At 74.4% G+C, this 22,672-nt stretch carries 21 protein-coding genes; 6 read left to right on the top strand and 15 right to left on the bottom strand.

Annotation, left to right across the window (positions count from 1 at the left end):
* Window positions 1–10: 10 nt before the first annotated feature.
* Genes AC1DZC_RS01040 through AC1DZC_RS01050 form a run of 3 tightly spaced genes read right to left on the bottom strand, consistent with a single transcriptional unit; the run spans window position 11 to window position 2,330 of the window.
* Window positions 11–856, bottom strand: a complete 846-nt coding sequence (locus tag AC1DZC_RS01040; RefSeq protein WP_477041930.1) for a 5-oxoprolinase subunit C family protein — start codon at window positions 854–856, stop codon at window positions 11–13.
* On the bottom strand, window positions 853–1,572 hold the full coding sequence (locus tag AC1DZC_RS01045; protein ID WP_477041931.1) for a 5-oxoprolinase subunit B family protein: 720 nt from the start codon (window positions 1,570–1,572) through the stop codon (window positions 853–855). Before AC1DZC_RS01045 ends, AC1DZC_RS01040 begins: the two co-directional genes overlap by 4 nt.
* Entirely contained in the window at window positions 1,569–2,330 is a 762-nt protein-coding gene (locus AC1DZC_RS01050; RefSeq protein ID WP_477041932.1) for a LamB/YcsF family protein, read from the bottom strand. Before AC1DZC_RS01050 ends, AC1DZC_RS01045 begins: the two co-directional genes overlap by 4 nt.
* Before the next feature lie 107 nt (window positions 2,331–2,437).
* Here AC1DZC_RS01050 and AC1DZC_RS01055 point away from each other — a divergent pair, with 107 nt between their 5' ends.
* Window positions 2,438–4,984, top strand: coding sequence for a DEAD/DEAH box helicase (locus tag AC1DZC_RS01055; RefSeq protein WP_477042129.1), 2,547 nt, complete (start codon window positions 2,438–2,440; stop codon window positions 4,982–4,984).
* A 45-nt stretch (window positions 4,985–5,029) separates the two neighbouring features.
* Here the strand turns inward: AC1DZC_RS01055 and AC1DZC_RS01060 are convergent, their stop codons facing one another.
* The 7 genes from AC1DZC_RS01060 to AC1DZC_RS01090 all read right to left on the bottom strand — a co-directional run bounded on the left by AC1DZC_RS01060 (window position 5,030) and on the right by AC1DZC_RS01090 (window position 9,330).
* Entirely contained in the window at window positions 5,030–5,371 is a 342-nt protein-coding gene (locus AC1DZC_RS01060; protein ID WP_477041933.1) for an Rv3654c family TadE-like protein, read from the bottom strand.
* A gap of 74 nt (window positions 5,372–5,445) precedes the next feature.
* Window positions 5,446–5,811, bottom strand: a complete 366-nt coding sequence (locus tag AC1DZC_RS01065; RefSeq protein WP_477041934.1) for a TadE family type IV pilus minor pilin — start codon at window positions 5,809–5,811, stop codon at window positions 5,446–5,448.
* Window positions 5,808–6,143, bottom strand: a complete 336-nt coding sequence (locus AC1DZC_RS01070; protein ID WP_477041935.1) for a DUF4244 domain-containing protein — start codon at window positions 6,141–6,143, stop codon at window positions 5,808–5,810. The genes AC1DZC_RS01065 and AC1DZC_RS01070 overlap by 4 nt, the downstream gene beginning before the upstream one ends.
* Before the next feature lie 127 nt (window positions 6,144–6,270).
* Window positions 6,271–6,807: a type II secretion system F family protein gene (locus AC1DZC_RS01075; protein ID WP_477041936.1), complete on the bottom strand. Its 537-nt coding sequence runs from the start codon at window positions 6,805–6,807 to the stop codon at window positions 6,271–6,273.
* Window positions 6,804–7,517 carry a type II secretion system F family protein gene (locus AC1DZC_RS01080; RefSeq protein ID WP_477041937.1) on the bottom strand — a complete coding sequence of 238 codons (714 nt, stop codon included), beginning with the start codon at window positions 7,515–7,517 and terminating at the stop codon, window positions 6,804–6,806. The genes AC1DZC_RS01075 and AC1DZC_RS01080 overlap by 4 nt, the downstream gene beginning before the upstream one ends.
* Window positions 7,514–8,668 carry a TadA family conjugal transfer-associated ATPase gene (locus tag AC1DZC_RS01085; RefSeq protein WP_477041938.1) on the bottom strand — a complete coding sequence of 385 codons (1,155 nt, stop codon included), beginning with the start codon at window positions 8,666–8,668 and terminating at the stop codon, window positions 7,514–7,516. Before AC1DZC_RS01085 ends, AC1DZC_RS01080 begins: the two co-directional genes overlap by 4 nt.
* The gene (locus tag AC1DZC_RS01090) at window positions 8,665–9,330 is read right to left on the bottom strand and encodes a CpaE-like family protein (protein ID WP_477041939.1); all 666 of its coding nucleotides are present in this window, start codon (window positions 9,328–9,330) and stop codon (window positions 8,665–8,667) included. Before AC1DZC_RS01090 ends, AC1DZC_RS01085 begins: the two co-directional genes overlap by 4 nt.
* A gap of 204 nt (window positions 9,331–9,534) precedes the next feature.
* Between AC1DZC_RS01090 and AC1DZC_RS01095 the strand changes: the two genes are divergently transcribed.
* Window positions 9,535–10,353, top strand: coding sequence for an HAD family hydrolase (locus AC1DZC_RS01095; protein ID WP_477041940.1), 819 nt, complete (start codon window positions 9,535–9,537; stop codon window positions 10,351–10,353).
* 312 nt (window positions 10,354–10,665) lie between these two features.
* Here AC1DZC_RS01095 and AC1DZC_RS01100 read toward each other — a convergent pair whose 3' ends face one another.
* Complete coding sequence (locus tag AC1DZC_RS01100) at window positions 10,666–11,481, bottom strand: Fic family protein (RefSeq protein ID WP_477041941.1); 816 nt, start codon at window positions 11,479–11,481, stop codon at window positions 10,666–10,668.
* A gap of 40 nt (window positions 11,482–11,521) precedes the next feature.
* Between AC1DZC_RS01100 and AC1DZC_RS01105 the strand changes: the two genes are divergently transcribed.
* Entirely contained in the window at window positions 11,522–12,934 is a 1,413-nt protein-coding gene (locus AC1DZC_RS01105) for an NAD-dependent malic enzyme (RefSeq protein WP_477040471.1), read from the top strand.
* A gap of 21 nt (window positions 12,935–12,955) precedes the next feature.
* Here the strand turns inward: AC1DZC_RS01105 and AC1DZC_RS01110 are convergent, their stop codons facing one another.
* Window positions 12,956–14,077 carry an NADH:flavin oxidoreductase/NADH oxidase gene (locus AC1DZC_RS01110; RefSeq protein WP_477041942.1) on the bottom strand — a complete coding sequence of 374 codons (1,122 nt, stop codon included), beginning with the start codon at window positions 14,075–14,077 and terminating at the stop codon, window positions 12,956–12,958.
* 194 nt (window positions 14,078–14,271) lie between these two features.
* Between AC1DZC_RS01110 and AC1DZC_RS01115 the strand changes: the two genes are divergently transcribed.
* Complete coding sequence (locus AC1DZC_RS01115) at window positions 14,272–15,360, top strand: hypothetical protein (protein WP_477041943.1); 1,089 nt, start codon at window positions 14,272–14,274, stop codon at window positions 15,358–15,360.
* A gap of 87 nt (window positions 15,361–15,447) precedes the next feature.
* Window positions 15,448–17,442 (top strand): acetate--CoA ligase, encoded by a 1,995-nt coding sequence (gene acs / locus AC1DZC_RS01120; RefSeq protein WP_477041944.1) that lies wholly within the window; start codon window positions 15,448–15,450, stop codon window positions 17,440–17,442.
* Between the two features lie 293 nt (window positions 17,443–17,735).
* Here acs and AC1DZC_RS01125 read toward each other — a convergent pair whose 3' ends face one another.
* Both AC1DZC_RS01125 and AC1DZC_RS01130 read right to left on the bottom strand, forming a co-directional pair.
* Complete coding sequence (locus AC1DZC_RS01125; protein WP_477041945.1) at window positions 17,736–18,569, bottom strand: hypothetical protein; 834 nt, start codon at window positions 18,567–18,569, stop codon at window positions 17,736–17,738.
* The gene (locus tag AC1DZC_RS01130; RefSeq protein ID WP_477041946.1) at window positions 18,566–20,254 is read right to left on the bottom strand and encodes a bifunctional lysylphosphatidylglycerol flippase/synthetase MprF; all 1,689 of its coding nucleotides are present in this window, start codon (window positions 20,252–20,254) and stop codon (window positions 18,566–18,568) included. The genes AC1DZC_RS01125 and AC1DZC_RS01130 overlap by 4 nt, the downstream gene beginning before the upstream one ends.
* Window positions 20,255–20,300: 46 nt before the next feature.
* Between AC1DZC_RS01130 and AC1DZC_RS01135 the strand changes: the two genes are divergently transcribed.
* Window positions 20,301–21,446: an alpha/beta hydrolase gene (locus tag AC1DZC_RS01135; protein WP_477041947.1), complete on the top strand. Its 1,146-nt coding sequence runs from the start codon at window positions 20,301–20,303 to the stop codon at window positions 21,444–21,446.
* A gap of 4 nt (window positions 21,447–21,450) precedes the next feature.
* Here the strand turns inward: AC1DZC_RS01135 and AC1DZC_RS01140 are convergent, their stop codons facing one another.
* Window positions 21,451–22,650: an FAD-dependent oxidoreductase gene (locus AC1DZC_RS01140; RefSeq protein ID WP_477041948.1), complete on the bottom strand. Its 1,200-nt coding sequence runs from the start codon at window positions 22,648–22,650 to the stop codon at window positions 21,451–21,453.
* Between the last annotated feature and the right edge of the window lie 22 nt (window positions 22,651–22,672).

The raw sequence follows: 22,672 nt of genomic DNA on the forward strand, positions 1-22,672 counted from the left end.
TGTCGCGCCCTCAGCCGACGACGAACCGGACCGCCTCCCCGGGCCGCACCTGGGCGAGCAGGTCGATGGCTCGGTGGCGGACGACGGCGAGCACCGGGTAGCCGCCCGTCACCGGATGGTCGACGCCGAAGACGACGGGCTGACCGTCCGGCGGGATCTGCACGGCCCCGGGTACCAGCCCGGCGGACGGCAGCTCGGCCGAGTCGCGCCGCTGGACCGCCCGTCCCGCAAGGCGCAGCGCAACTCGGTTCGTCGCCGGCGTCACCGTGTACTCGTCTCCGCACAACACCGCGAGCCCGTCGTCGAACCAGTCGACCTGCGGGCCGGCGGTCACCGGCAGCACGACGTGGGTCGGCCACGGGCGCTCCGGGGCGAGCTCGACGAACGGCCACTCCTGCGGTGGCGCCCCGACCGGGAGCACGTCGCCGGCACGCAGCGGGGCCGGGCCGATGCCGGCCAGCTGGTCGGTGGACCTCGAGCCCAGGACCGGAGGCACGTCGATCCCGCCGCGCACCGCGACGTAGGACCGCAGTCCGTGCGGCGACGTGCCGACCCGGAGCTCGGCACCGGCGACCAGCTCGAGCACCGCGTTGTGCGCGACGGGCGTCCCGGCCACCCACACCGGTCCGGGCGCACCCGTGACCGCCACGGTCAGCGCGGTGGTGGCCCGGACCCGCAGCCCTCCGAGCAGCACCTCGAGGCCTGCGGCGCCCTCGTCGTTGGCGACGAGCCGGTTGCCGAGCCGCAGCGACCCCGCGTCGGCCGCACCCGATCGACCCACGCCGATGTGCGCCCAGCCCGGCCGGCCGAGGTCCTGGACGAGCGTGAGGACACCGGGGTCGAGGACCTCGATCATCGCGTCTCCACGAACCGGACCCGGGTGCCCGGCGGCAGGACCGCGGGCGGGTCGCGGTCGACGTCGAACAGCCTGGTGCTGCACGTCCCGAGCAGCCGCCAGCCGCCCGGGGTAGCCGCCGGGTAGACCGCGCTGAACTCGTCGGCGATCGCGACCGACCCGGCCGGGACCTTCTGCCGCGGGGACGCCAGCCGCGGGACGCGCAGCACCGGGTCGAGGCCGGTCAGATAGGCGAAGCCGGGCATGAAGCCGCCGAACGCGACCGTGTACTCCGCGCCGGTGTGGCGGGCGACGACCTCGGCGACCGACAGCCCGGTCAGCTCGGCGACACCGTCGAGGTCCTCGCCGTCGTAGGCGACCTCGAGCGTGACCAGCTCGCCCGCCTCGGACCTGGCGACGGCAGCCGTGCGGTGCGCCCACGCCTCGGCCACCACGGGCTCCAGCGCGACGGGGTCCGCGCCGGGGGCAACCCGCAGCAGGAGCGTGCGCGCCGCGGGAACCTGGTCGACGATCGTCGCGACGACCGCCGAGCGCCCTGCGCCGGGCGCCTCGCCCTCGTCGGCCTCCCTCTCGGGGACCACCGCCTCGCGGGCCGCACGGATCGCGTCATCCAGGGCCCGGACGGCCGTGAGGTCGGCGAGCTCGACGAGCACCGCGTCGTCACCGAACGGCACCACGCGGAACTCGTCGGGCTCGACGCCCACGGCCCCGCTCATGTCGTCGCGAAGGGCTGGACCACGACGCCGGACTCCTCCAGGGCGCGCCGGACCGACCGCGCGAGCACGACGGCGCCGGGGGTGTCGGAGTGGACGCACACGGACTCGGCGCGCACCTCGACGTCCGTGCCGTCGACGGAGGTCACCAGCCCCTCGTCGGCGATCCGGACCACCCGGGCCGCGACCTGCGCGGCATCGGTGACCAGCGCACCGTCCTGCGAGCGGGGCACGAGAGTCCCGTCGGCGCGGTAGCCGCGGTCGGCGAACGCCTCGGTCACGGTGCGCAGACCCCGCTGCTCCGCGAGCGCCAGCACCGCGGAGCCCGGCAGCCCGACGATCGGCAGGTCGACGGCCTCGACGACGGCGCGCGCGTGCCCCTCGTCGTGCACCACGGTGTTGTAGAGCGCGCCGTGGGGCTTCACGTAGGCGACCGTGGCGCCGACCGTGCGCGCGACGGCCTGCAGGGCGCCCAGCTGGTAGGCCACCTGCGCGCGCAGCACGTCCGGCGGCACGTCGAGGACACGGCGTCCGAAGTGCTCGCGGTCCAGGTAGGAGACGTGCGCACCGATCGACACGCCGCGGACCGCTGCGGCCCGGCAGACCGCCGCCATCACGCGCGCATCGCCAGCGTGGAACCCGCAGGCCACGTTCGCGCTGGTCACGACGTCAAGCAGCAGCGTGTCCAGACCGTCGACCCCCGGCGCCCACGGGTCGACGTCCTCTCCGAGGTCGCAGTTGAGGTCGATGCGGGCCGCCATGCTCCGATCCTGCCAGCGCGGGCGTCACCCGGTGCGAGGATGACCCGGTGGTGGGATCCGGCGAGCTGCTCGACGTCTTGCTCGCCGGGGGCCGACGAGCCGACCGGATGACCCACGTCCGGCACCTGCCTGCCCGGGAGGGCACCCAGGCGGACTGGCCCTCGTGGGCCGACGTCGACCTGGTGCGCGGGTACCGGGCGCTCGGCGTCGAGCGGCCGTGGACCCACCAGGCGACGGCGGCGGATGCGGCCTGGTCCGGCCGGCACACGGTCCTGGCGACGTCCACCGGCTCCGGCAAGTCCCTCGCGTTCTGGCTGCCCGCGCTCTCCCGCGTCCGCGCGGCCGCGGCCCGGTCGACGCTCGACCCTGGCCGGATCGAGTCGCTGGCCCGACGTGCCACCACCTTGTACCTCTGCCCGACCAAGGCCCTGGCCGCCGACCAGCTCGTCGCCCTCGACCGGCTGCTCGTCGCGTCGCGGACGCAGGACACCCGGATCGCGACCTGCGACGGCGACACCTCGCTCGAGGAGCGGCGCTGGGTGCAGGAGTACGCCGACGTCGTGCTCACCAACCCCGACTTCCTGCACTTCGCGCTCCTGCCGCAGCACCGGCGGTGGGCCCGGCTGCTCGGCTCGCTGCAGTTCGTGGTGCTCGACGAGTGCCACGCCTTCCGCGGCGTCTTCGGTGCGCACGTCGGGCTGGTCCTGCGACGGCTGCGGCGGCTGGCCGAGTCCTACGGCGCGACGCCGACGTTCCTGCTCGCGTCCGCGACGACCTCCGACCCGGCGGTCAGCGCCGCCCGGCTGATCGGCGTCGACCCGTCCGAGGTCACCGCCGTGACCACCGACGCCTCCCCCGCCGGTCGCAAGACGTTCGTGCTGTGGCAGCCCCCGGAGCTGCCCGGCGTCGCCTACCCCGTGTCCGACGACGACCCCTGGGCCACCGACCTGCCGCTGCCGGACCTGGCGCGCGCACCGGACGACCTCGGCCCGCCCAAGCCCGACGACGTCTGGGGGTCCTCGACGACGAGCGACCCGAGCGTCGCGCCCGGCGACCCAGGCGTGGGCTCCGCGGGTTCGGCGACCACCGCGCTGTCCGCGCTGGCCATCGCGCGCGAGGGCTCCGGGCCTGTCGGCACGGGCGAGCGCGTCGTCAGCGAACCCGCCGACCGGCCCCGCCGCACCGCGACCGCCGAGATCGCGGACCTGCTGGCCGACCTGACCATCGCGGGCGCGCGCACCCTCGCGTTCACGCGGTCGCGTCGCGGCGCCGAGTCCGTCGCGGCCTCGACCCGCGGACACCTCGAGGAGGTCGACCCGTCGCTCGGCCGCAAGGTGTCGGCGTACCGCGGCGGCTACCTGCCCGAGGAGCGGCGCGCGCTGGAGCACGCGATCCGCACGGGGTCGCTGCTCTCCCTGGCGACGACGAACGCCCTGGAGCTGGGCGTCGACATCTCGGGGCTCGACGCGGTGCTGATCGCGGGCTGGCCCGGCACGCGCGTCTCGCTGTGGCAGCAGGCGGGCCGCGCCGGGCGGGCCGGTGCGGACGGTCTGGTCGCCCTCGTCGCGCGCGAGGACCCGCTCGACACGTTCCTGGTGCACCACCCCGAGGCGATCTTCGACACCCCGGTCGAGGCCACGGTCTTCGACACGACCAACCCCTATGTCCTCGCTCCCCACCTCTGCGCCGCGGCCGCCGAGCTGCCGCTGCGGTTCGAGGAGCTGGACCGCTTCGGCCCGCGCACGTTCGAGCTGCTGGGCGAGCTGGTCGAGCGCGGTGCCCTGCGCCGGCGGCCGTCGGGCTGGTACTGGACGCGCAACGAGGTGGCCAGCCGGCTGACCGACCTGCGCGGCTCGGGCGGCGACCCCGTCCGGGTCGTGGAGTCCGTGACCGGCCGCCTGCTCGGCACGGTCGATGCGGGGTCCGCCGACTCGACCGTGCACACCGGCGCGGTCTACGTGCACCAGGGGCTGACCTTCGTCGTCGACGAGCTGCGCCTGGAGGACGGCGTCGCCCTGGTCACGCGGCGGGACGTCGACTACGGCACCTGGTCCCGGCACGCGACGAGCACCGAGATCCGCTCGGTCGACGCGCAGGTCCCGTGGGGACCGGTCACCTGGGGGTTCGGCGCGGTCGACGTCACCACCCAGGTCACCGGCTACCAGCGCAAACGCATCCCCGACCTGCAGATCCTCGGCAACGAGACGCTGGACCTGCCCGAGCGCACGCTGCGCACGACCGCCGTCTGGTGGACCGCGCCCGCCTCCGTCCTGGAGGCCGCCGGGGTCGACGCCGAGACAGCCCCGGGCGCCCTGCACGCCGCCGAGCACGCGTCGATCGGGCTCCTCCCGCTCCTCGCCACGTGTGACCGCTGGGACCTCGGCGGCCTGTCCACAGCACTGCACGCGGACACGGGCATGGCCACGGTCTTCGTGCACGACGGCTACCCCGGCGGTGCCGGCTTCGCGGAGCGCGGGTTCACCCTGGGCGCGACCTGGCTGAGGGCCACCCGCGACGCGATCGCCGCCTGCCGCTGCGTCTCGGGCTGCCCCGCGTGCGTCCAGTCGCCCAAGTGCGGCAATGCCAACAACCCGCTGGAGAAGGCCGCCGCCGTCCGCCTGCTCGACGCGGTCCTCGCCCACGCCCCCGCCTGAGCGTGCCGGTCGGCAGAAACCCGCCCGCCGATCGAGCKCCGGTCGTCAGCCACGCGCGGATGCCGGGCCGGCCCTGGCTTCGGCGGACGCGGCACCGACCTGCGTCGACACGACGACCCGCACGCGCACCACCCCGCCGCCCTCGTCCTCGCAGACCGCCAGCCGTCCGCCGTTGCGTGACGCGGTCTGGCCCGCGATACCGCACGGGTCCCCGGCCCCGAGCGGCAGGAGCCGCGACGCCGCCGCGAGCGCCGCGAGGTCGGCGGCCGCCTGAGCGCGTGCCCGTGCCGACTGTGCCGAGGCGAGCAGCCCGAGGAACGCGGCCATGACGATCACGACGCACACGAGCCCGATCAGGATCACGGTCCCCGACCCCTCGTCGTTCACGGACGGACGCCACGGCCGTCGAGCCCGGGGTCCGTGGCGGCCGCGAGCAACGGTCCGCCAGCGACGGAACGCGCTCACGGCTCGTCCCGCGCCACGGACGTCGACGACGCGCGCAGCGGGACGCCCCGCCAGGGACCGACGGCATCCGACACCGTGACGCTCGCCCAGCCGTCGGAGCGCGACACGCTCACCTCCGCACCTGCGCCGGCCACCCGGCGCGCGGTCGCCACGACCGCCGCATCGTCCTCACCGAGCGCCGCCGACCGCGCGCCGGCCCGCGCGCCGTCGGCGCACCTCGTCTGGGCGATCGCCGCCGACGACACCGCGAGCAGCGCGACGAGCACGAGCACCACGGCGGGCAGCCCGACCGCCAGCTCCGCCGTGACGCTCCCCCGATCTCGGGCGCCGGCGACGCGCCGGGCGAGGCGTCGACCCGTCACTGCCCCAGCGCCTGCCGGATGATCGCGAGCAGGAACCCCCGCACCTCGTTGCCGCGCAGGATCACCACCAGCAGCCCCGCGAACCCGACCGCCGCGAGCGTCGCGATCGCGTACTCGGCGGTCGCCATCCCCGCCTCGGCGAGCTCGTCGCCGACGTGCCGGCCACGGTCCCGCACGGTCGCGACGAAGGTCGGCAGGACGGCTCGTCGACGGCGCGCCGCGAGCCGGGGCTCGAGGAAGTGCACCGACCGGTCCGCCGACATCGGCTCCTGCCACGGCGGCGCCCCCCGCTCGGTGGTCCCGGCGGTCGCGTTCCCCTCGTCCTCTTTCATGGCCTTCACCTCTCCTTCGGGACGACGCCACTGCGGCGTCCCACCCAGCCTGCGGCGGTGCACGACCGCCGAACCGGCCCACCGACGATTGGTGCGCGCGACCGACACGGAGCGGGCTGTGGATGCGTCACCCGAACAGCCCGGTCGCGAGGCTGAGGACCATCGGCACCAGGCCGAGCAGGACGAACGCGGGCAGAAAGCAGAGCCCGAGCGGCAGGACGAGTCGCACGCCGAGCGCCCCGGCCGCGGCCCGGGCACGCGCGCGACGCCGACGACGGAGCTGGTCCGCGCGTGCGCGCAGCGCGGGTCCCGGCGCGGAGCCGCTGGTCCAGCTCGCCTCCAGAACGTCGGCGACGTGCTGGAGTGCCGGCGGCGACCCCGCCCACGCGGATCGCCAGGACGCCCCGAGCAGGAGCGACGCCGACGCCCGCGCGAGGCCCTCGCCGGACGGACCACCGACCGCCGAGCCGACGGCTTCCAGCGCGCGCGGCACCGACGCGCCGGTCGAGAGCGCGACCTCGACGAGGTCGAGGAGCAGCACCGGGTCCGACGCGACCGGCGCTGCGGCTGCCGTGCCCCGTGGCCGCGACGCGCGGACCGGTCGACGGCACCACCACGGGCTCGTCGCACCCAGGACCGCGAGGACCACGACAACACCGGTCATGCCGCCCGCCGCGGGATGACGCCGCCGGCCTGCCGACCTGGCGGCGCGTCGAGGCCACCCGGGCGCCGGCCCGTCGACGCTCCGGCGTCGCGTTCCGCACGCGCCAGCAGCGCCTTCGTCCACCACCGCCCGAGCAGCACCAGCCCGACACCGCACACGGCCGCCGCGGTCCCCACCCCGCCATCGAGCACCACCGCGACCGGGTCGGCGCCGAGCGCGACGCCCAGCAAGAGCCCGAGCAGGGGCAGCCACGCCAGGACCTGAGCGGTGGCGCGGGGACCGGCGAGCGCCGCTATCCGCTCGCCCTCGCACTCCTCGTCGGCCGCCAGTCCCACACCGACCCGGTCGAGGACCGCGGCGAGCGGGGCTCCGAGCTCGTCGGACAACCGCGCCGCTGCGGCGACGGCCGCTGCCCGCTGAACGTGGCCCGAAACCCGGCGCGAGACCGGTCCGGTCAGGTCGACGACGGACGGCACCCGGCCCACACGACGGCCCAGCGCCCGCGCCCAGGCCTCCGCGGGCGGGGCACCGGCCCGCAGGTGCGCAGCGGCCGCCGCCAGGACCGCGGACAGCTCGGGCGCGTCGAGCGACGACCGCCCTCGTCGCCTGCTCCCACGCCGCCTCGAGGGCGAGGCGACCACGCGACGCGGGACCCGCGAGCCGAGCACCAGGATCGCCGCGGCGACCGCGAGACCGGCCACGACCGTCATCGCAGCCCGAGCCGCTCCGCGAGCGCGGACCACCCCGGCCCGCGGACGCACGCTCCGCCGGGGTCCGCCCGGACGGCGTCGAGCACCTCCAGCGCGCCCGCGGACGACCGACGGACCACCCCGACCTCGGCCACGTGCCGCAGACCACGGTCGGCACCGGCCCGGCGCAGGTGCAGCACGGCGTCGACGGCGCTCGACGCCTGGGCGGCGACGGCGTCGCGGGACATGCCGGCCAGCGCTGCCAGGGCCTCCAGCCGCGCCGGCACGTCGGCCGCCGCGTTCGCGTGGAGGGTCGCGAAGCCGCCGTCGTGCCCGGTGTTCAGGGCGGCCAGCACCTCGCGGACCTCGGCGCCCCGGCACTCCCCGAGCACGATCCGGTCCGGCCGCATGCGCAGCGCGTTCCGGACGAGCTCGCTGAGCCCGACCGCACCGGCACCGTCGACGTTGGGCTGTCGCGCGACGAGCCGGACGAGGTGCGGGTGCCGCGGCTGCAGCTCACCGGCCTCCTCGATCACGACGATGCGCTCGTCGTCGGGGACCAGCGAGAGCAGTGCGGCGAGCAGCGTGGTCTTGCCCGAGCCGGTGCGGCCCGAGACCAGCACGTTCGCCCGCGCCGCGACGAGCGCGCGGACCACCGGGACCAGCGACGGCGCGAGCGTCCCCGAGAGGACCAGCTCGTCGACCGTGAAGGCCCGCGAGCGCACGACGCGCAGGCTCAGCAGCACCCCGCCACCGGCGACCGGCGGCAGGACGGCGTGCAGTCGGGTGCCGTCGGGCAGGCGCGCGTCGACCGCGGGCGCGGCGTCGTCGAGCCGTTGTCCTCCGGCGGCCGCGAGCCGGACGGCGAGAGCCCTGACGTCGTGCTCGGAGCCGAGGTCGAGCGGCACGTGGGCCAGCCGCCCGCACCGCTCGACCCAGACGTCCTGCGGACCGTTGACCAGGACGTCGGTCACGTCGGGATCCTCGAGCAGCGCCTGGAGCGGACCGGCGCCGAACAGCTCGCCGCGCACGTCTCGTGCCGTGGTGAGCAGCGCGCTCGACCCGAGCACCACGCCCGACGACCGCGCGGCCGCCTCGACCGCGACCTCGAGCGCCTCGCCGGTGCCGACCCTCGCGCGCACCCGATCCAGGAAGGCGGCATCGAGGCTCACAGGAGACCACCGACCAGCCGCGCGGCGGTCCGTGCCGTCCGCCCGCGCGGCGGGACGCCGTCGCCGCCCAGCCGTCGGTCGCGGGGCAGCGTGCCCAGCACCGGCAGCGCGACGGCCGAGGCGACCTCGGACGCCCCGAGCACCCCGGGCCCCCGGACGACCAGCCCGACGCCGGCTCCGTCGAGCATCGGCCGCATCGCCAGGACTCCCGCGACGGCGACGAGGTCTCGGGGCGCGACGACGAGCACCGCGTCGCACGCGGCCACCAACGACTCCCCTGCGACGACGTCGGAGCGATCCAGGTCCAGCACGACGGCACCGACCTCCGCGCAGAGCCCGTGCAGGACGTCGACGACCACCGCGGGCTCCGGAGGGCCGGGCCGGAACCGGTCGGCACTGAGCACCGCGCACGACCCCCACCGCGGCAGCAGCGCGACGACCTCCGCACCGGCCACGTCCCCGCGCGCGTCGCGCAGGTCCGGCCAGCGCATGCCGTCGACACCCTCGAGGCCGAGCAGCACGTCGATCCCGCCCGAGCCGCGGTCGAGGTCGACCAGCACGGTCGCGGTCCGCCGGGCTAGCTGGCGCGCGAGCGCGGCGGCGAGCGTCGAGGCACCCGCGCCTCCGCACGCTCCCACGACGCCGAGCACCAGTGCAGCCACGTCCACCCACTTCCGGCCGGACGGTCGCCGGCTCCGGCCCAGCCTGCGCCGACGAGGTGCGGCGGAGGCGGTGAAGGTGGCCCACCCACCCGGCGGCCGGGCTGTGGACGGCTCAGTCGGCCCCGTCGGCGCCGGTCATCCATCACGTGTCGGTGAGTCCCGTTAGGCTCGCGGGAGCACGCAGCCGCCGACCCCCGGAGCACCATGGACGACCAGCAGACGTCGCAGTCGGCTGTGCCCCGGACCGCCGCGTTCTTCGACCTCGACAAGACGATCATCGCGACGTCGTCGGCCACCGCGTTCTCCCGGCCGTTCCTGGCCGAGGGCCTGCTGACCCGGCGCGCGGTCATGCGCAGCGCCTACGCGCAGCTCCTCTACCTGGTGGGGGGTGCCGACGAGGACCAGACCGAGCGCCTGCGTGCCCAGCTGAGCCGGATGGTCACCGGGTGGGACGTCGCACAGGTCTCCTCGATCGTCGCCGAGACCCTGCACGAGTCGATCGACCCCTCGGTGTACCTGGAGGCGGTCGCGCTCATCGACGAGCACCACGCGGCCGGCCGGGACGTCGTGGTGGTGTCGGCGTCCGGCTCCGAGGTGGTGGAGCCGATCGCGGCCGCACTCGGCGCGGACCACGTGATCGCGACGCGCATGAACGTGGTCGACGGCCGGTACACCGGCGACATCGACTTCTACGCGTACGGCGAGAACAAGGCGTCCGCGATCGAGGCGCTCGCCGCCGAGCAGGGGTACGACCTGGCGGACTGCTACGCGTACTCCGACTCGATCACCGACGCGCCGATGCTGGGCGTGGTCGGCCACGCGTTCGCCGTGAACCCGGACCGTGCCCTGCGCCGGCTCGCCGCGGAGAACGACTGGGGCTCGCTCACGTTCGAGCGCCCGGTCCCGCTGTTCTCGTTCCCCCGCCCGCCGGCCCGCGTCATCACGTCGGGCGCCCTGGTCCTCGCGGCGGCGGCGGCACTCGTCGTCTGGCTCGTCCTGCGGCACCGTCGCACACGCCCCTGACGAACGACAGCGCCCCCGAGAGGGCGCCGTCGCCAACGATGACCGGAGGGTGATCATGCGTGCACCGTCGTCGGTCGCTACGGGACCAGCCCGGTCGACCTGCCCATAGGTGGGCTCTCCTGCGCGTGGGTGCCCTCGCGGGTCATGCTGTTGTGACTCCTTGCTACTCCGGTGTGCGACATATGGGAACCCCCACCGGTCCGACCGCAGGCCAGGACGGTCGGGCCGACGCATGCTGGGACAGCCGTCCGCTGGGTGGGACGAATTCGGCCTGCACCTGAGACGCGGCCGGACGTCCGGACGGACGTCGGGTCAGTCGTCCGGGAGGGACCCGGCGAGCACGCCGTCGGCCACCCGACGCGCCCGTGCGGCGCCCTCGACCGTGGCCAGCGAGCAGGCCTCGATCCAGGCCGCCACACCGGTGGGCGTCCCCGTCGCGAACCCCGCCGCCGCGCCGAGGTAGGGGTTCAGCGACCACGACTCGACGACCGATCCCGTCGGGTCCAGCCCGCGGGTCGTCGCGATCAGCCGGGCCGTCGCACGCGCGACGACGCCGTTGCCCGCGCGGAACGGCCGCAGCGTGAGCAGCTCGGCATGCACCACCGCGGCGACGACGAGCGCGGGCGCGTCCGACGAGCCCACCGTCGAGGCGAGCAGGTCCACCCGAGCGGCGAGCGCATCCCCCGCGAGCGCCGGCCCGAGCCCGGTCAGGTCCGCCGGTGGGAGGTCCCCGCGGAGCCGACCGACGTGCTCGTCCGGCAGCCACCCGCCGGTCGCGGCGGCATGCACCCGCGCGAGCAGCTGTCCGAACGGCGGCAGCGCGGCCGCTCCGCGAGCGCCGAGGGCCGGCATCAGCTCTTCCACGACGACCGTCGCGCGCAGCGCACCGGCCACGACGGGTTCGTCGTCGGAAGAACCCCCGGTGGCCAGCGAGCGCACGACGGCCAACGGGACGCGCGCACCCTCCAGGGCGGCCGACTCACGCGTCGAGCGCAGCCCGGCCTCGGCGCGCACCTCGCGCCAGCGCCGCCGGTAGGCCTCGTGCCAGCGCAGCTCCTCGCACGCGACGCGCGCACGCTCGACGGCGTCGCGGACTCCGGGCAGGTGCATCAGGGGCTCGAGGCTCACGCGCGCCACCCTACGAGCGGGAAAGCGACACAATGGCCGGATGGTGTCACCCAGCGTCTCCTCGTCCATCACGGCACGGCTGGAGGTGCAGGCCCGGCCGACGGCGGTCAGCGAGCTCACCACCGCCATCGAGAAGGCCGGCGGCATCGTCACGGCCCTCGACGTCACGGCCTCGGGCCACGAGCAGATGACGGTCGACGTCACCTGCGCGACGCGCGGCGAGCAGCACGCCTCGGAGATCGTCGACGCCCTGCGGGTCCTGACCGGCGTCGTCGTCGACCGCGTCAGCGACCGCACGTTCCTCATGCACCTCGGCGGCAAGCTGTCGATCGAGTCCAAGGTCCCGCTGCGCAACCGCGACGACCTCTCGATGGCGTACACGCCCGGCGTCGCGCGCGTCTGCGAGGCCATCGCGGCCCACCCCGAGGACGCCCGCCGCCTGACCATCAAGCGCAACACGATCGCCGTGGTCACTGACGGCACCGCGGTCCTCGGGCTCGGCAACATCGGCCCGCTCGCGTCGCTGCCGGTCATGGAGGGCAAGGCGGTGCTCTTCAAGCGGTTCGCGGGGATCGATGCCTTCCCGATCGCGCTCGACACCCAGGACGTGGACCAGATCGTCGAGACGATCTGCGCGATCGCCCCCGTGTTCGCCGGGATCAACCTCGAGGACTTCTCGGCGCCGCGGTGCTTCGAGATCGAGGCTCGCCTGCGCGAGCGCCTCGACATCCCAGTCTTCCACGACGACCAGCACGGCACGGCGATCGTCGTCGTCGCGGCCCTGACCAACGCGCTGAAGGTCGTCGGCAAGCAGCTCGACACCGTCCGCATCGTGCTCTCGGGCGCGGGCGCGGCGGGCACGGCGGTGCTCAAGCTCCTGCTCGCCGCGGGTGCGCGCGACGTCGTCGTCGCCGACATCGAGGGCGTCATCCGGCACGACCGCCCGGGCCTGGCCGAGTCGCTCGTGTGGACCGCGGCCGTCACCAACCCGCGCGGGATCACGGGCTCGATCCCGGACGCCCTGAAGGACGCCGACGTGTTCATCGGCGTCTCGGCGCCCGACGTCATCACCGGCGATGACGTCGCGACGATGGCCAAGGACTCGATCGTGTTCGCGCTCGCCAACCCCCGCCCCGAGGTCGACCCGGACGACGCGGCCCTGCACGCGGCCGTCGTCGGGACCGGCCGCTCGGACTTCGCCAACCAGATCAACAACGTGCTGGCGTTCCCGGGCGTCTTCCGCGGCCTGCTCGACTCGCAGTCGCACCGGATCACGGACCAGATGCTGCTCGCGGCCGCCTACGCGCTGGCCTCGGTGGTCACCGACGCCGAGCTCAACCCCACGTACATCGTGCCGAGCGTCTTCAACCCGGAGGTCACGACGAGGGTCGCCGCCGCGGTCTCGCGCGCCGCGGAGTACACGCCACCCGCCCAGGCGACCTACGCGATCTGATCCGGCTCGTCCCCGACGGCGTCAGGCCCAGGTGCCGCGCACGTACGGCGCCTGCCAGCCCGTCGCCGACGTGCCCTCGACGACGTCGGCCGAGCCCGGCTCGACGGGCAGCGCGCCGGTCGCGACCCCGAGCTCGTGCGCGGCGCGCAGTGGCCAGAACGGGTCGCGCAGACCCTCCCGGCCGAGCAGGACCGCGTCAGCGGACCCGTCCGCCAGCACAGCCTCGGCCTGCTGGGCGTCGGTGATCAGGCCGACCGCCGCGACGGGCAGCCCGGACGTCTCGCGCACCTCGCGGGCCGCGGGCACCTGGTAGCCGGGGCCGACGGGGATCGACGCCGGCGCGTTCCCGCCGGTGGACACGTCCACGAGGTCGACGCCGTGGGTGCCCAGCTCCTTGGCGACGAGGGCGACCTCGTCCACGGTCAGCCCGCCCTCGACCCAGTCCGTGGCGGAGAGCCGCACGAACAGGGGCTTGTCGGCCGGCCAGATCGCACGGACGGCGTCGGCCGTCTCGACGAGCAGGCGCGAGCGGTTCTCGAGCGGGCCGCCGTACTCGTCGGTGCGGTCGTTGGACAGCGGCGAGAGGAACTGGTGGAGCAGGTACCCGTGCGCCGCGTGCAGCTCGACGACGTCGAAGCCGGCGTGGTCGGCGCGCATGGCCGCGGCCGCGAAGGCCCTGGGGATCCCGGCGATCTGCTCGAGCGTCATCGCCCGCGGCGCCGCGTAGCCGGGGAACGCCGAGTCCGAGGGACCGACGGTCTGCCAGCCGCCCTCGCCCGACGGGACCGAGCCGCGCGGGCCGTCGAACCCGCGGTAGGTGGACGCCTTGCGACCGGCGTGCGCCAGCTGGACCCCGACCTTGGCGCCGCGTGCGTGCACGAAGTCGGTGATGCGTCGCCACTCCGCGATGTGCAGGTCGTGCCACAGGCCGGTGTCCTGCGGGGAGATCCGGCCCTCGGGGACCACGGCGGTCGCCTCGGCGATCACGAGCCCGAACCCACCCGAGGCCCGAGCCCCCAGATGGACCAGGTGCCAGTCGTTCGGGCTGCCGTTGGTCGCGGAGTACTGGCACATCGGCGCGAGCCAGGCGCGGTTGGCGAAGGTGATGCCCCGGATGGTGAGCGGGGTGAAGAGGTGGGTCACACCGCTGGGCAACCCTCGACCGCGCGACGCCATTCCCCGTGTCCACCAGGCGGGCAGCGCGCCGCACGCGCGGGGCCAGGTCCCGACCTCTGCGAGCAGCGCGCCGCACGGCGCGAGCCCCGACGCGGCAATACGGTGATCAGGACAGCGGCGCCTCTCGACGCCGCACCCGCGCCCTGCCCCGAGGAGCATGCATGAGCACCTCCGACCCCGACCGTCCGGCCGACGACACCACCCCTGCCCCCGTCGAGCGGAGCACCCCCGCCGACGAGACAGCGTCGACCCCCGGCACCCCCGCCGAGCCGGCGCCCGCGGCCCCCTCGGACCCCGAGCTCGTCCCGCCGACCGAGCCGGTCGCCGCCGAGCCGACCGTCGCCGAGCCGGTTGCCGAGCCGGTTGCCGAGCCGACCGTGGCCAAGCCCGCCGCGGCAGAGCCGGTGGTCGAGGAACCGACCACCGCGGAGCCCGTCGCCGCAGAGCCCGTCGCCACGGCGCCGGTCGTGGCAGCGCCCGTCGTCGGCGAGACCGCCGCGCCGGTCACCGAGCCCGTCAGCCTGGACACGGGCCGCCACGCGGTCGTCCGCCCGACCCCCGTCCCGCCCGACGACCCGACGCCGGACCCCGTCGTCGCGACGGCTCCGCGGACGGCCGCCACGCCTGTCGATCCGGAGGTCGCAGCGGTCGCCGCGGCGTCCGTCGCGAACGAACCGGCCACCGAGGCACCCGCCACCACGCCGGTCGCGGCCTACGGGGCCATCACACCGGAGCCCGAGGACGACGGACGCCTGTTCCCGGACCCGAACGCGCCGAGCAGCCCGTCGGCGGGCTCGCGCATCCTCGGGGTTCTGGTCGGCCTGATCCTGACGCCGATCGCGGTCGGGGTCCTGCTGCTGGGCGAGTCGCAGATCCTCGAGGCACAGGTCGACGGCTGGGACGCGACCACGTCGGTCTTCGGCATCGTGCTGGTCACGCTCGGCCTCCTGCTGCTCGGCTGCGTGCTGCTGCTGGGCGTCTGGACGGCGGCGGTCCCGATCACGGGCGGCGTGATCATCAGCGCGGTGGGCGCCGTGTATCTCTACGCCCCGTCGCTCGCCCGCGAGCAGACGCTGACGCTCCTCTCGTCGAAGGGCTGGGAGCTGACGATCAAGCAGGTGACCGTGTCGGCGACGTCCGGCATGGCGCTCGCGGCAGGCTTCCTGCTGCTGCTCGCCGGCCTCGTCATCGCGTCGGCCCGCAAGCGTGGCGTGCACCTCGGCGAGTTCCGCGAGCGTCACAAGGCCTGAGCAGCAGGTCCTGCGGGGTCCGGCTAGAGTTTCCGACCGGACCCCGGTCCACCTGCACCGACGTAGCTGCACAGGAAGGTGGTCTCCGTGACCGCGAACGAGCCCACCCACGAGCCCGGTCTCGAGAACCTGCTCACCGAGGAACGCCGTTTCCCGCCGAGCGCCGAGTTCGCCGCGCAGGCCAACGCGCAGCACGACCTGTACGCGTGGGCCAACGCCGACCGCCCGAGCTTCTGGGCGGACCAGGCCCGAGAGCTGCTCAGCTGGGAGAAGCCGTTCGAGGAGGTCCTCGACTGGTCCGGCGCTCCGTTCGCCCGGTGGTTCGCCGACGGCACCCTGAACGCGGCGTACAACGCGGTCGACCGGCACGTCGAGGCGGGCAACGGCGACCGGGTCGCCCTGCACTTCGAGGGTGAGGGCGGCGACATTCGCACGATCACCTACGCCGACCTGCAGCGCGAGGTGTCCAAGGCCGCCAACGCGTTCACCGCGCTCGGCGTGGGCACGGGCGACCGCGTCGCCATCTACCTCCCGCTGATCCCCGAGGCCGTCGTCACGATGCTCGCCTGCGCGCGCATCGGCGCACCGCACTCGGTCGTGTTCGGCGGCTTCTCGGCGGAGGCCCTGGCCAGCCGCATCAACGACGCCGAGGCCAAGCTCGTGGTCACCGCGGACGGCGGCTACCGCCGCGGCGCGGCCAGCGCGCTGAAGCCCGCGGTGGACGACGCGATCGCCAAGGGCACGCCGTCGGTGGAGCACGTCCTCGTCGTGAAGCGCACGAACCAGGACGTCACCTGGAACGACCGCGACGTCTGGTGGTCCGACGTCGTCGACACGGCCAGCGACCAGCACACGCCCGTCGCGGTGGAGGCCGAGCACCCGCTGTTCATCCTCTACACGTCGGGCACCACGGGGAAGCCGAAGGGCATCTTCCACACGACCGGCGGCTACCTGACGCAGGCGGCGTACACCCACCGCAACGTCTTCGACCTCAAGGCCGAGACGGACGTCTACTGGTGCACGGCCGACGTCGGCTGGATCACCGGCCACACCTACGTCGTCTACGGGCCCCTGATCAACGGCGCCACGCAGGTCATCTACGAGGGCACGCCCGACACCCCGCACCGCGGGCGCTGGTGGGAGATCATCGAGAAGTACAAGGTCACCATCCTGTACACCGCCCCCACAGCCATCCGTACGTGCATGAAGTGGGGCGAGGAGATCCCGGGCAAGTTCGACCTCTCGAGCCTGCGGGTGCTCGGGTCGGTGGGCGAGCCCATCAACCCCGAGGCGTGGATCTGGTACCGGCGTGTCATCGGTGGCGACAAGGCCCCGATCGTCGACACGTGGTGGCAGACCGAGACCGGCGCGATCATGATCAGCCCGCTGCCGGGCGTCACCGAGACCAAGCCGGGGAGCGCGCAGGTCGCGCTGCCGGGCATCGCGGCGGACGTCGTCGACGACGAGGCGCACTCCGTGCCGGACGGCTCGGGCGGCTACCTGGTGATCACCGAGCCGTGGCCCTCCATGCTGCGCGGCATCTGGGGCGACCCGGACCGCTACAAGGAGACCTACTGGTCGCGGTTCCAGAACCTCTACTTCGCGGGCGACGGCGCCAAGAAGGACGACGACGGCGACATCTGGCTGCTCGGCCGCGTGGACGACGTGATGAACGTGTCCGGCCACCGGCTGTCGACCACGGAGATCGAGTCCGCGCTGGTCAGCCACCCGTGGGTCGCGGAGGCGGCCGTCGTCGGCGCCAACGACGAGACCACGGGCCAGGCGGTCGTCGCGTTCGTCATCCTGCGCGGCGACGCCGCCGGCAAGGACCAGGAGGCGGACGCGGTCCAGACCGAGCTGCGCAACCACGTGGCCAAGGCGATCGGCCCGATCGCCAAGCCGCGCCAGATCCTCGTCGTCGCGGAGCTGCCCAAGACGCGCTCCGGCAAGATCATGCGCCGTCTGCTGCGCGACGTCGCCGAGAACCGTCAGGTGGGCGACGCGACGACCCTGGCGGACTCGTCGGTCATGGACCTGATCGCGCAGGGCTTGGCGGCGCCGGGGGCGAAGCAGGAGGACTGATCCGGAGCGAAGCGGAAGGTGGGGGCGCGCCAGCGCACCCGCCTGCAGCGCAGCGCAGGATCAGTGCGACCATCAAGCAGGAGGACTGATCCGGAGCGAAGCGGAAGGTGGGGGCGCGCCAGCGCACCCGCCTGCAGCGCAGCGCAGGATCAGTGCGACCATCAAGCAGGAGGACTGATCCGGAGCGAAGCGGAAGGTGGGGGCGCGCCAGCGCACCCGCCTGCAGCGCAGCGCAGGATCAGTCCGACCATCACGCAGGAGGACTGATCCGGAGCGCAGGATCAGTCCGACCATCAAGCAGGAGGACTGACCTCGCGGGCCTCGGCGGACGCCTCTGCGGCGGCGTTCGCCGGGCTCAGGGCCAGGGCCACGCAGCCGACGAGGGCGAGCGCGATGCCGAACGCGGCGGCCGGGTCCCAGCCGTCGCGGATCCGGTCGCCGAGCACCCAGATGCCGACGACCCCCGGCACCACGACCTCGAGCACGGAGACGACGGCGGCCGCGGTCCCCACGGACCCGCGCTCGAGGGCGCGCAGGTAGGCCAGGGCACCGGCGACGGCGCACAACGCGATCGCGACGGCCAACGGCTGGAAGATCGTCGCCCAGAACCCCTCCGACTCCGTCGCGGCGCGGGCGGCGATCGCGGCGCCCGAGTACCCGAGCCCGCCGATCACCGCGAGGACGACGGGCCGCCCGTTCCGGTAGAACACCACGAGCAGCACGACGAGCCCGGCCGAGGCCGCGATCAAGATCGCGACGAAGCCCCGCGGCGCCGGCACCGCGGGCTGCTCCCCACCCGCGAGCGACACGATCACCAGGGCGACGACGACCGCGACCACGGCGGCCACGTCGACGGGCCGCATGCGGGTGCCCAGCACGAACCGCGCCAGCACGACGACGACCACGAGCGACGCGGCGATGATGGCCTGCACGACGAACAGGGGCAGCTTGTCCAGCGCGACGAGCGAGAGCACCCAGGCGAGGCCGTCGACGACGAACGCGGCGATCACCAGAGGCTGCTTGATGACGGCGAGCCCGGCGGCGCGACGCGTGGCCACGGCCTGCATGATCGTGCTCACGCCGTAGGCGGTCGACGACACGATCGCCGCCAGCAGCGCCCAGATCACGCCGGCGCCCCGATGCTGCCCAGGAACCGGCCGATCACGGGGATCTCGGTGACGCCCTCGGCGCCGGCCAGGACGAGCGCCTGCGTCGCGACGAACTCGACGGAGTCGAGGAGCACGTACCGCGGCACCCAGCCCGGGTCGAACTTCTCGTTGAACGTGCTGAGGGTGCCCATCTGCGTCCCCTCCGACATCCTCTGCAGCAGCGGACGCGTGATGGCGTCGATCCGGGAGCCGGACTCCTCGCCCTCGAGCACCTCGCGCATCATCGCGAAGTTCAGGCCCAGACCCCGCTCACCGCGCCCGGCGAGCTCGGCGATCGTGGCGACGATGTTCGCGTCGATCAATCCGTTGGGCAGGCCCTCGACATCCGTGCGACGGCGCATCACGTCGAGCGACCAGCCGCCGATCGCCGTCGCCGGGACCCACTGGCAGAAGGCGTCCACCCGCCCCTCCGACGAACGCGTCACGGAGAGCATCAGCCCGGTGTCCTCCGGCTGGAACAGCCGCGACAGGGTCATCGAGAAGCCGCGCTCGACGTCGCCCTGCCGCGACTCCTCGCTCATCGACATGATCTCGGAGCGCAGCCGCGGGTCGAGCGCCGACGGGTCGTGGAACGTCGTCGTGTACCCGGCGCGCTCGATCCGGTTGACCGCCTGCCGCAGCGACTTGTGCGCGCGTCCTTCCAGGCTGAACGTCGGGCAGTCGACGATCGCCTCGTCACCCAGGTAGACGGTGCGCAGCCCGCTCGACTCGTAGGTGGGCAGCCAGTCCTGTGCCGCCCCGATCACGCTCACCGACCAGCCGAACTCCTGCGCGTAGCCGAGGAACTCCGCCCAGACGAGCACCCGCTCCTCGACCGGTCCGACGGGGTCGGGCGAGACGAGGCAGACCCCGGCGCGCACCGAGTGCGCGACCACCGACGACCCCGAGAAGAACCAGTCCTTGTCGTCGCGCAGCGCGAAGTAGTCGAGCGTGCCCGAGCCGTACCGCTGCACGACGAGCCGTGCCCGTTCGCGCTCGTCGTGGTGGTCGGCCGGGCTGAGTCGGACCGGCCGGCGGGGCGAGAGGAGCGACCAGAGCATGGCGACGACGAAGACGAGGGTGAGCACGAACGTGACGGGCTGGATGATCCCGGCGTAGCGCTCGACGTCGTCGGCGGACGCATCGGTGGCGACGAAGTACACGACCAGCCCGACGAAGAACACGACCACGAACACGACCGCCGCGACCGACCAGAGGACGGCTCGGCGCACGGCCCGCGCGGTCGGCAGGACCGGGAACGACCGCGCCTGCGTGGCCAGCCAGACGATCCCGGCGCCGAGCAGGAGCGCCGAGAAGACGTCGAGCCCCTTGGCGAGGTGGACCACGACGGAGACCGACAGCATCGCGAGCGTGGCGACCCACGCGAGCCGGTGCCCGCGGCGCAGCCCGCGCGCGGTGAGCATCAGGGCCAGCGAGACGATCACCAGGGTCGGGCGGGCGGTGTGCACGACGAGCCCCGGGACGGTGTCGCGGACGAGTCCCATGTCCTTCCACAAGGGGTGGACCGCCGCCGAGACGAGCCCCAGGATCGCCAGCACGAGCACGACCCGCGACGCCAGCACCCGGACGCGCACACGGCGTCGCTGCTCGTCCAGTGCCGTCCGCGCGACCCGCGGGACCAGCACGCTGCCCGCGGCCGTCATGGGTGCAGTCTGCCGAAGGACTCGTCGGGGTGCGAGGCTGTCGCGCATGCTGCAGGCCGACGACCAGCCAGGCGAACACCTGCCGCAGGACGTGCTGCGCGAGCTCGGCAGCGGCAGCGACTGGATCAGCTCGTGGTGGACCGTCGCCGTCGTCGGTGTCCTCGCGGCCCTCACGATCGCCTGGGCGGTGCGGCGGCGTCGGCGCGAGCGCCGCTCCTGGCCCCTGTGGATCTGCGCCGGCCTGGCCGTCCTGCTCGGGCTCGGCGTCGCGACCAACGCCTATGTCGGCTACATGCCCAACGTCGCCGCGGCCCGGGTGACGCTCGCCAGCTGGGGCATCGGGACGGTGCACGGGATGAAGCACGGCCACCCGTCGGAGCGGACGGGGAACGCCGACGAGGGCACGGTCGAGTCGGTCCACGTCGCCGCTCCGGCAGCCGACCGCATGCCGGGCGACTCGCTGACCTGGATCTACACGCCCCCGGGGTTCGACGACTCGGGAAAGACCCGCTACCCCGTCGTGTACCTCGTGCACGGCAGCCCGGGTGCGAGCGGCGACTGGTTCGCGGCCGGCGCGCTCCCGCACACGATGGACGTGCTGCTCGCGCACCGGCTGGTGCAGCCCATGATCGTCGTCGCGATGGACGTCAACGGCACCGGCCCGAGCGCGGTCGACACCGAGTGCCTGGACTCGACGACCGGGGGCTCGCAGGTGTCCACCTACATCAACGACACCGTGGTGCCGTGGGTGGACCGCACCTACCCGACGAAGGCCGACTGGAAGCACCGGACCGTCGGGGGCTTCTCGTCGGGCGGCTTCTGCGCTCTCGACCTGGGCCTGCAACCGCCGACCCAGTTCGGCGTGATCATGGCGATCGAGCCGTACGGCGACCCGGGCACGGGCGGGACGGCGATGCTCGCGACGAAGGCGGAGTGGGAGGAGCACGACCTCACGAAGCGCTCCAGGACCATGCCTCTGCCGCACGAGGTCGCGCTCTACGTCGCGCTGGCGAGCCTCGACCACGGCGCCCCGTCACACAACGGTCCCGAGATCGCCACGAACCTCGAGGGCCGCGGCGACACGACGCTCGTMATGACGTTCGAGGGTCAGCGACACACCTGGAACATGGCCCGCTCCGCGCTCCCGCACGGCCTGGTCTTCGCGTCGGCCCACATGCCACCGCCGACGTGACGCGTCAGCGCGACCAGAGCGTGCGCAGGTTGTGGACCGCCTCGCGGCCGGCGCGGTTGGCGCCGACGGTCGACGCGCTCGGGCCGTAGCCGACGAGCTGGATCCGCGGGTCCGCGACCACCTGCGTGCCGTCCATGACGATCCCGCCGCCCGGCGCGCGCAGGCGCAGCGGGATGAGGTGGTCCAGCGATGCCCGGAACCCTGTGCACCACAGCAGCGTGCGCGCCGCGACGAACGCTGGACCGTCCACCCAGCCGTCGGCGGGCGGCTCGTGCGGGTCCCACGTCACGCCGTCGGGGGTGATCCGGGAGAACATCGGCCGCGCCGTGAGGATGCCGGCCGTGATGCCCAGGCGGTACTCGGGCGTCAGGGGCAGGCCGGTGACCGAGACGATGCTCGACGGCGGCAGCCCGGCCCGGGTGCGGGCGTCCACCTGGGCGACCGCCTCGCGGCCCAGCTCGGGCGTGAACTGGACGTCGCGCCAGGCGGGCGGGCGCCGGGTGACCCAGGTGGTCGTCGTGACGCGGGAGAGCGCGAGGGTCAGCTGGACCGCGGATGTCCCGCCACCGATGACCACGACGTGCCCCTCGGAGAGGTCCTCGGGGAGCCGGAAGTCCCGGGCGTGCAGCTGGCGTCCGCCGAACGTCGCGACCCCTGGGTAGGTGGGCCAGAACGGCTTGCCCCAGGTGCCCGACGCGTTGATCAGCCCGCGGGCGCTCCACTCGACCACCTCGTCGGGACGCGTCACGCTCTGGCTGCGCACCAGCAGGCGGCCGTCGTCGGTCGACGACACGCGCGACACCCGCACGGGCCGCTGCACGCGCAGGTCGAACGCCTCCTCGTACTGCGCGAAGTAGTACGGGACCGCGAACGCCGCGGGCTCGGACGGGTCGGGCGCGACGAGCGGCATCCCCGGCAGGTCGTGCACGCCGTGCGCGTCGGCCATGGTCAGGCCGGGCCATCGGTACTGCCACGCACCGCCCGCCTGGGGCGCGTCGTCGAGGACGACGAACGTCTCCTCGGCGCTCGCCCAGCCGGGCTCGCCGACGGCGACGAGGCCGCTCTTGCGCAGGTGGTACGCCGCGGAGAGGCCGGCCTGTCCGGCACCGATCACCACGACGGTCACCTCGACCGGCCCGGAGGGCGCGGACGTCCGGGCGCGCCGGGACCGGCGGGTCTCCGGGGGGCTCTGGGACGGGTCCATGGCCCGCCCAACCTACCCGCTC

It is taken from the genome of Cellulomonas sp. P2_B4, from assembly GCF_056404795.1.

What these genes read in the sequence shown, in the direction of transcription:
- AC1DZC_RS01105 (WP_477040471.1), top strand. Translation starts at nt 11,522, where the DNA reads ATGGTGTCACCCAGCGTCTCCTCGTCCATCACGGCACGGCTGGAGGTG.
- AC1DZC_RS01115 (WP_477041943.1), top strand. Translation starts at nt 14,272, where the DNA reads ATGAGCACCTCCGACCCCGACCGTCCGGCCGACGACACCACCCCTGCC.
- AC1DZC_RS01140 (WP_477041948.1), bottom strand. Translation starts at nt 22,650, where the DNA reads ATGGACCCGTCCCAGAGCCCCCCGGAGACCCGCCGGTCCCGGCGCGCC.
- AC1DZC_RS01130 (WP_477041946.1), bottom strand. Translation starts at nt 20,254, where the DNA reads ATGACGGCCGCGGGCAGCGTGCTGGTCCCGCGGGTCGCGCGGACGGCA.
- AC1DZC_RS01045 (WP_477041931.1), bottom strand. Translation starts at nt 1,572, where the DNA reads ATGAGCGGGGCCGTGGGCGTCGAGCCCGACGAGTTCCGCGTGGTGCCG.
- AC1DZC_RS01040 (WP_477041930.1), bottom strand. Translation starts at nt 856, where the DNA reads ATGATCGAGGTCCTCGACCCCGGTGTCCTCACGCTCGTCCAGGACCTC.
- AC1DZC_RS01050 (WP_477041932.1), bottom strand. Translation starts at nt 2,330, where the DNA reads ATGGCGGCCCGCATCGACCTCAACTGCGACCTCGGAGAGGACGTCGAC.
- AC1DZC_RS01080 (WP_477041937.1), bottom strand. Translation starts at nt 7,517, where the DNA reads ATGACGGTCGTGGCCGGTCTCGCGGTCGCCGCGGCGATCCTGGTGCTC.
- AC1DZC_RS01075 (WP_477041936.1), bottom strand. Translation starts at nt 6,807, where the DNA reads ATGACCGGTGTTGTCGTGGTCCTCGCGGTCCTGGGTGCGACGAGCCCG.
- AC1DZC_RS01055 (WP_477042129.1), top strand. Translation starts at nt 2,438, where the DNA reads ATGACCCACGTCCGGCACCTGCCTGCCCGGGAGGGCACCCAGGCGGAC.
- AC1DZC_RS01095 (WP_477041940.1), top strand. Translation starts at nt 9,535, where the DNA reads ATGGACGACCAGCAGACGTCGCAGTCGGCTGTGCCCCGGACCGCCGCG.
- AC1DZC_RS01070 (WP_477041935.1), bottom strand. Translation starts at nt 6,143, where the DNA reads ATGAAAGAGGACGAGGGGAACGCGACCGCCGGGACCACCGAGCGGGGG.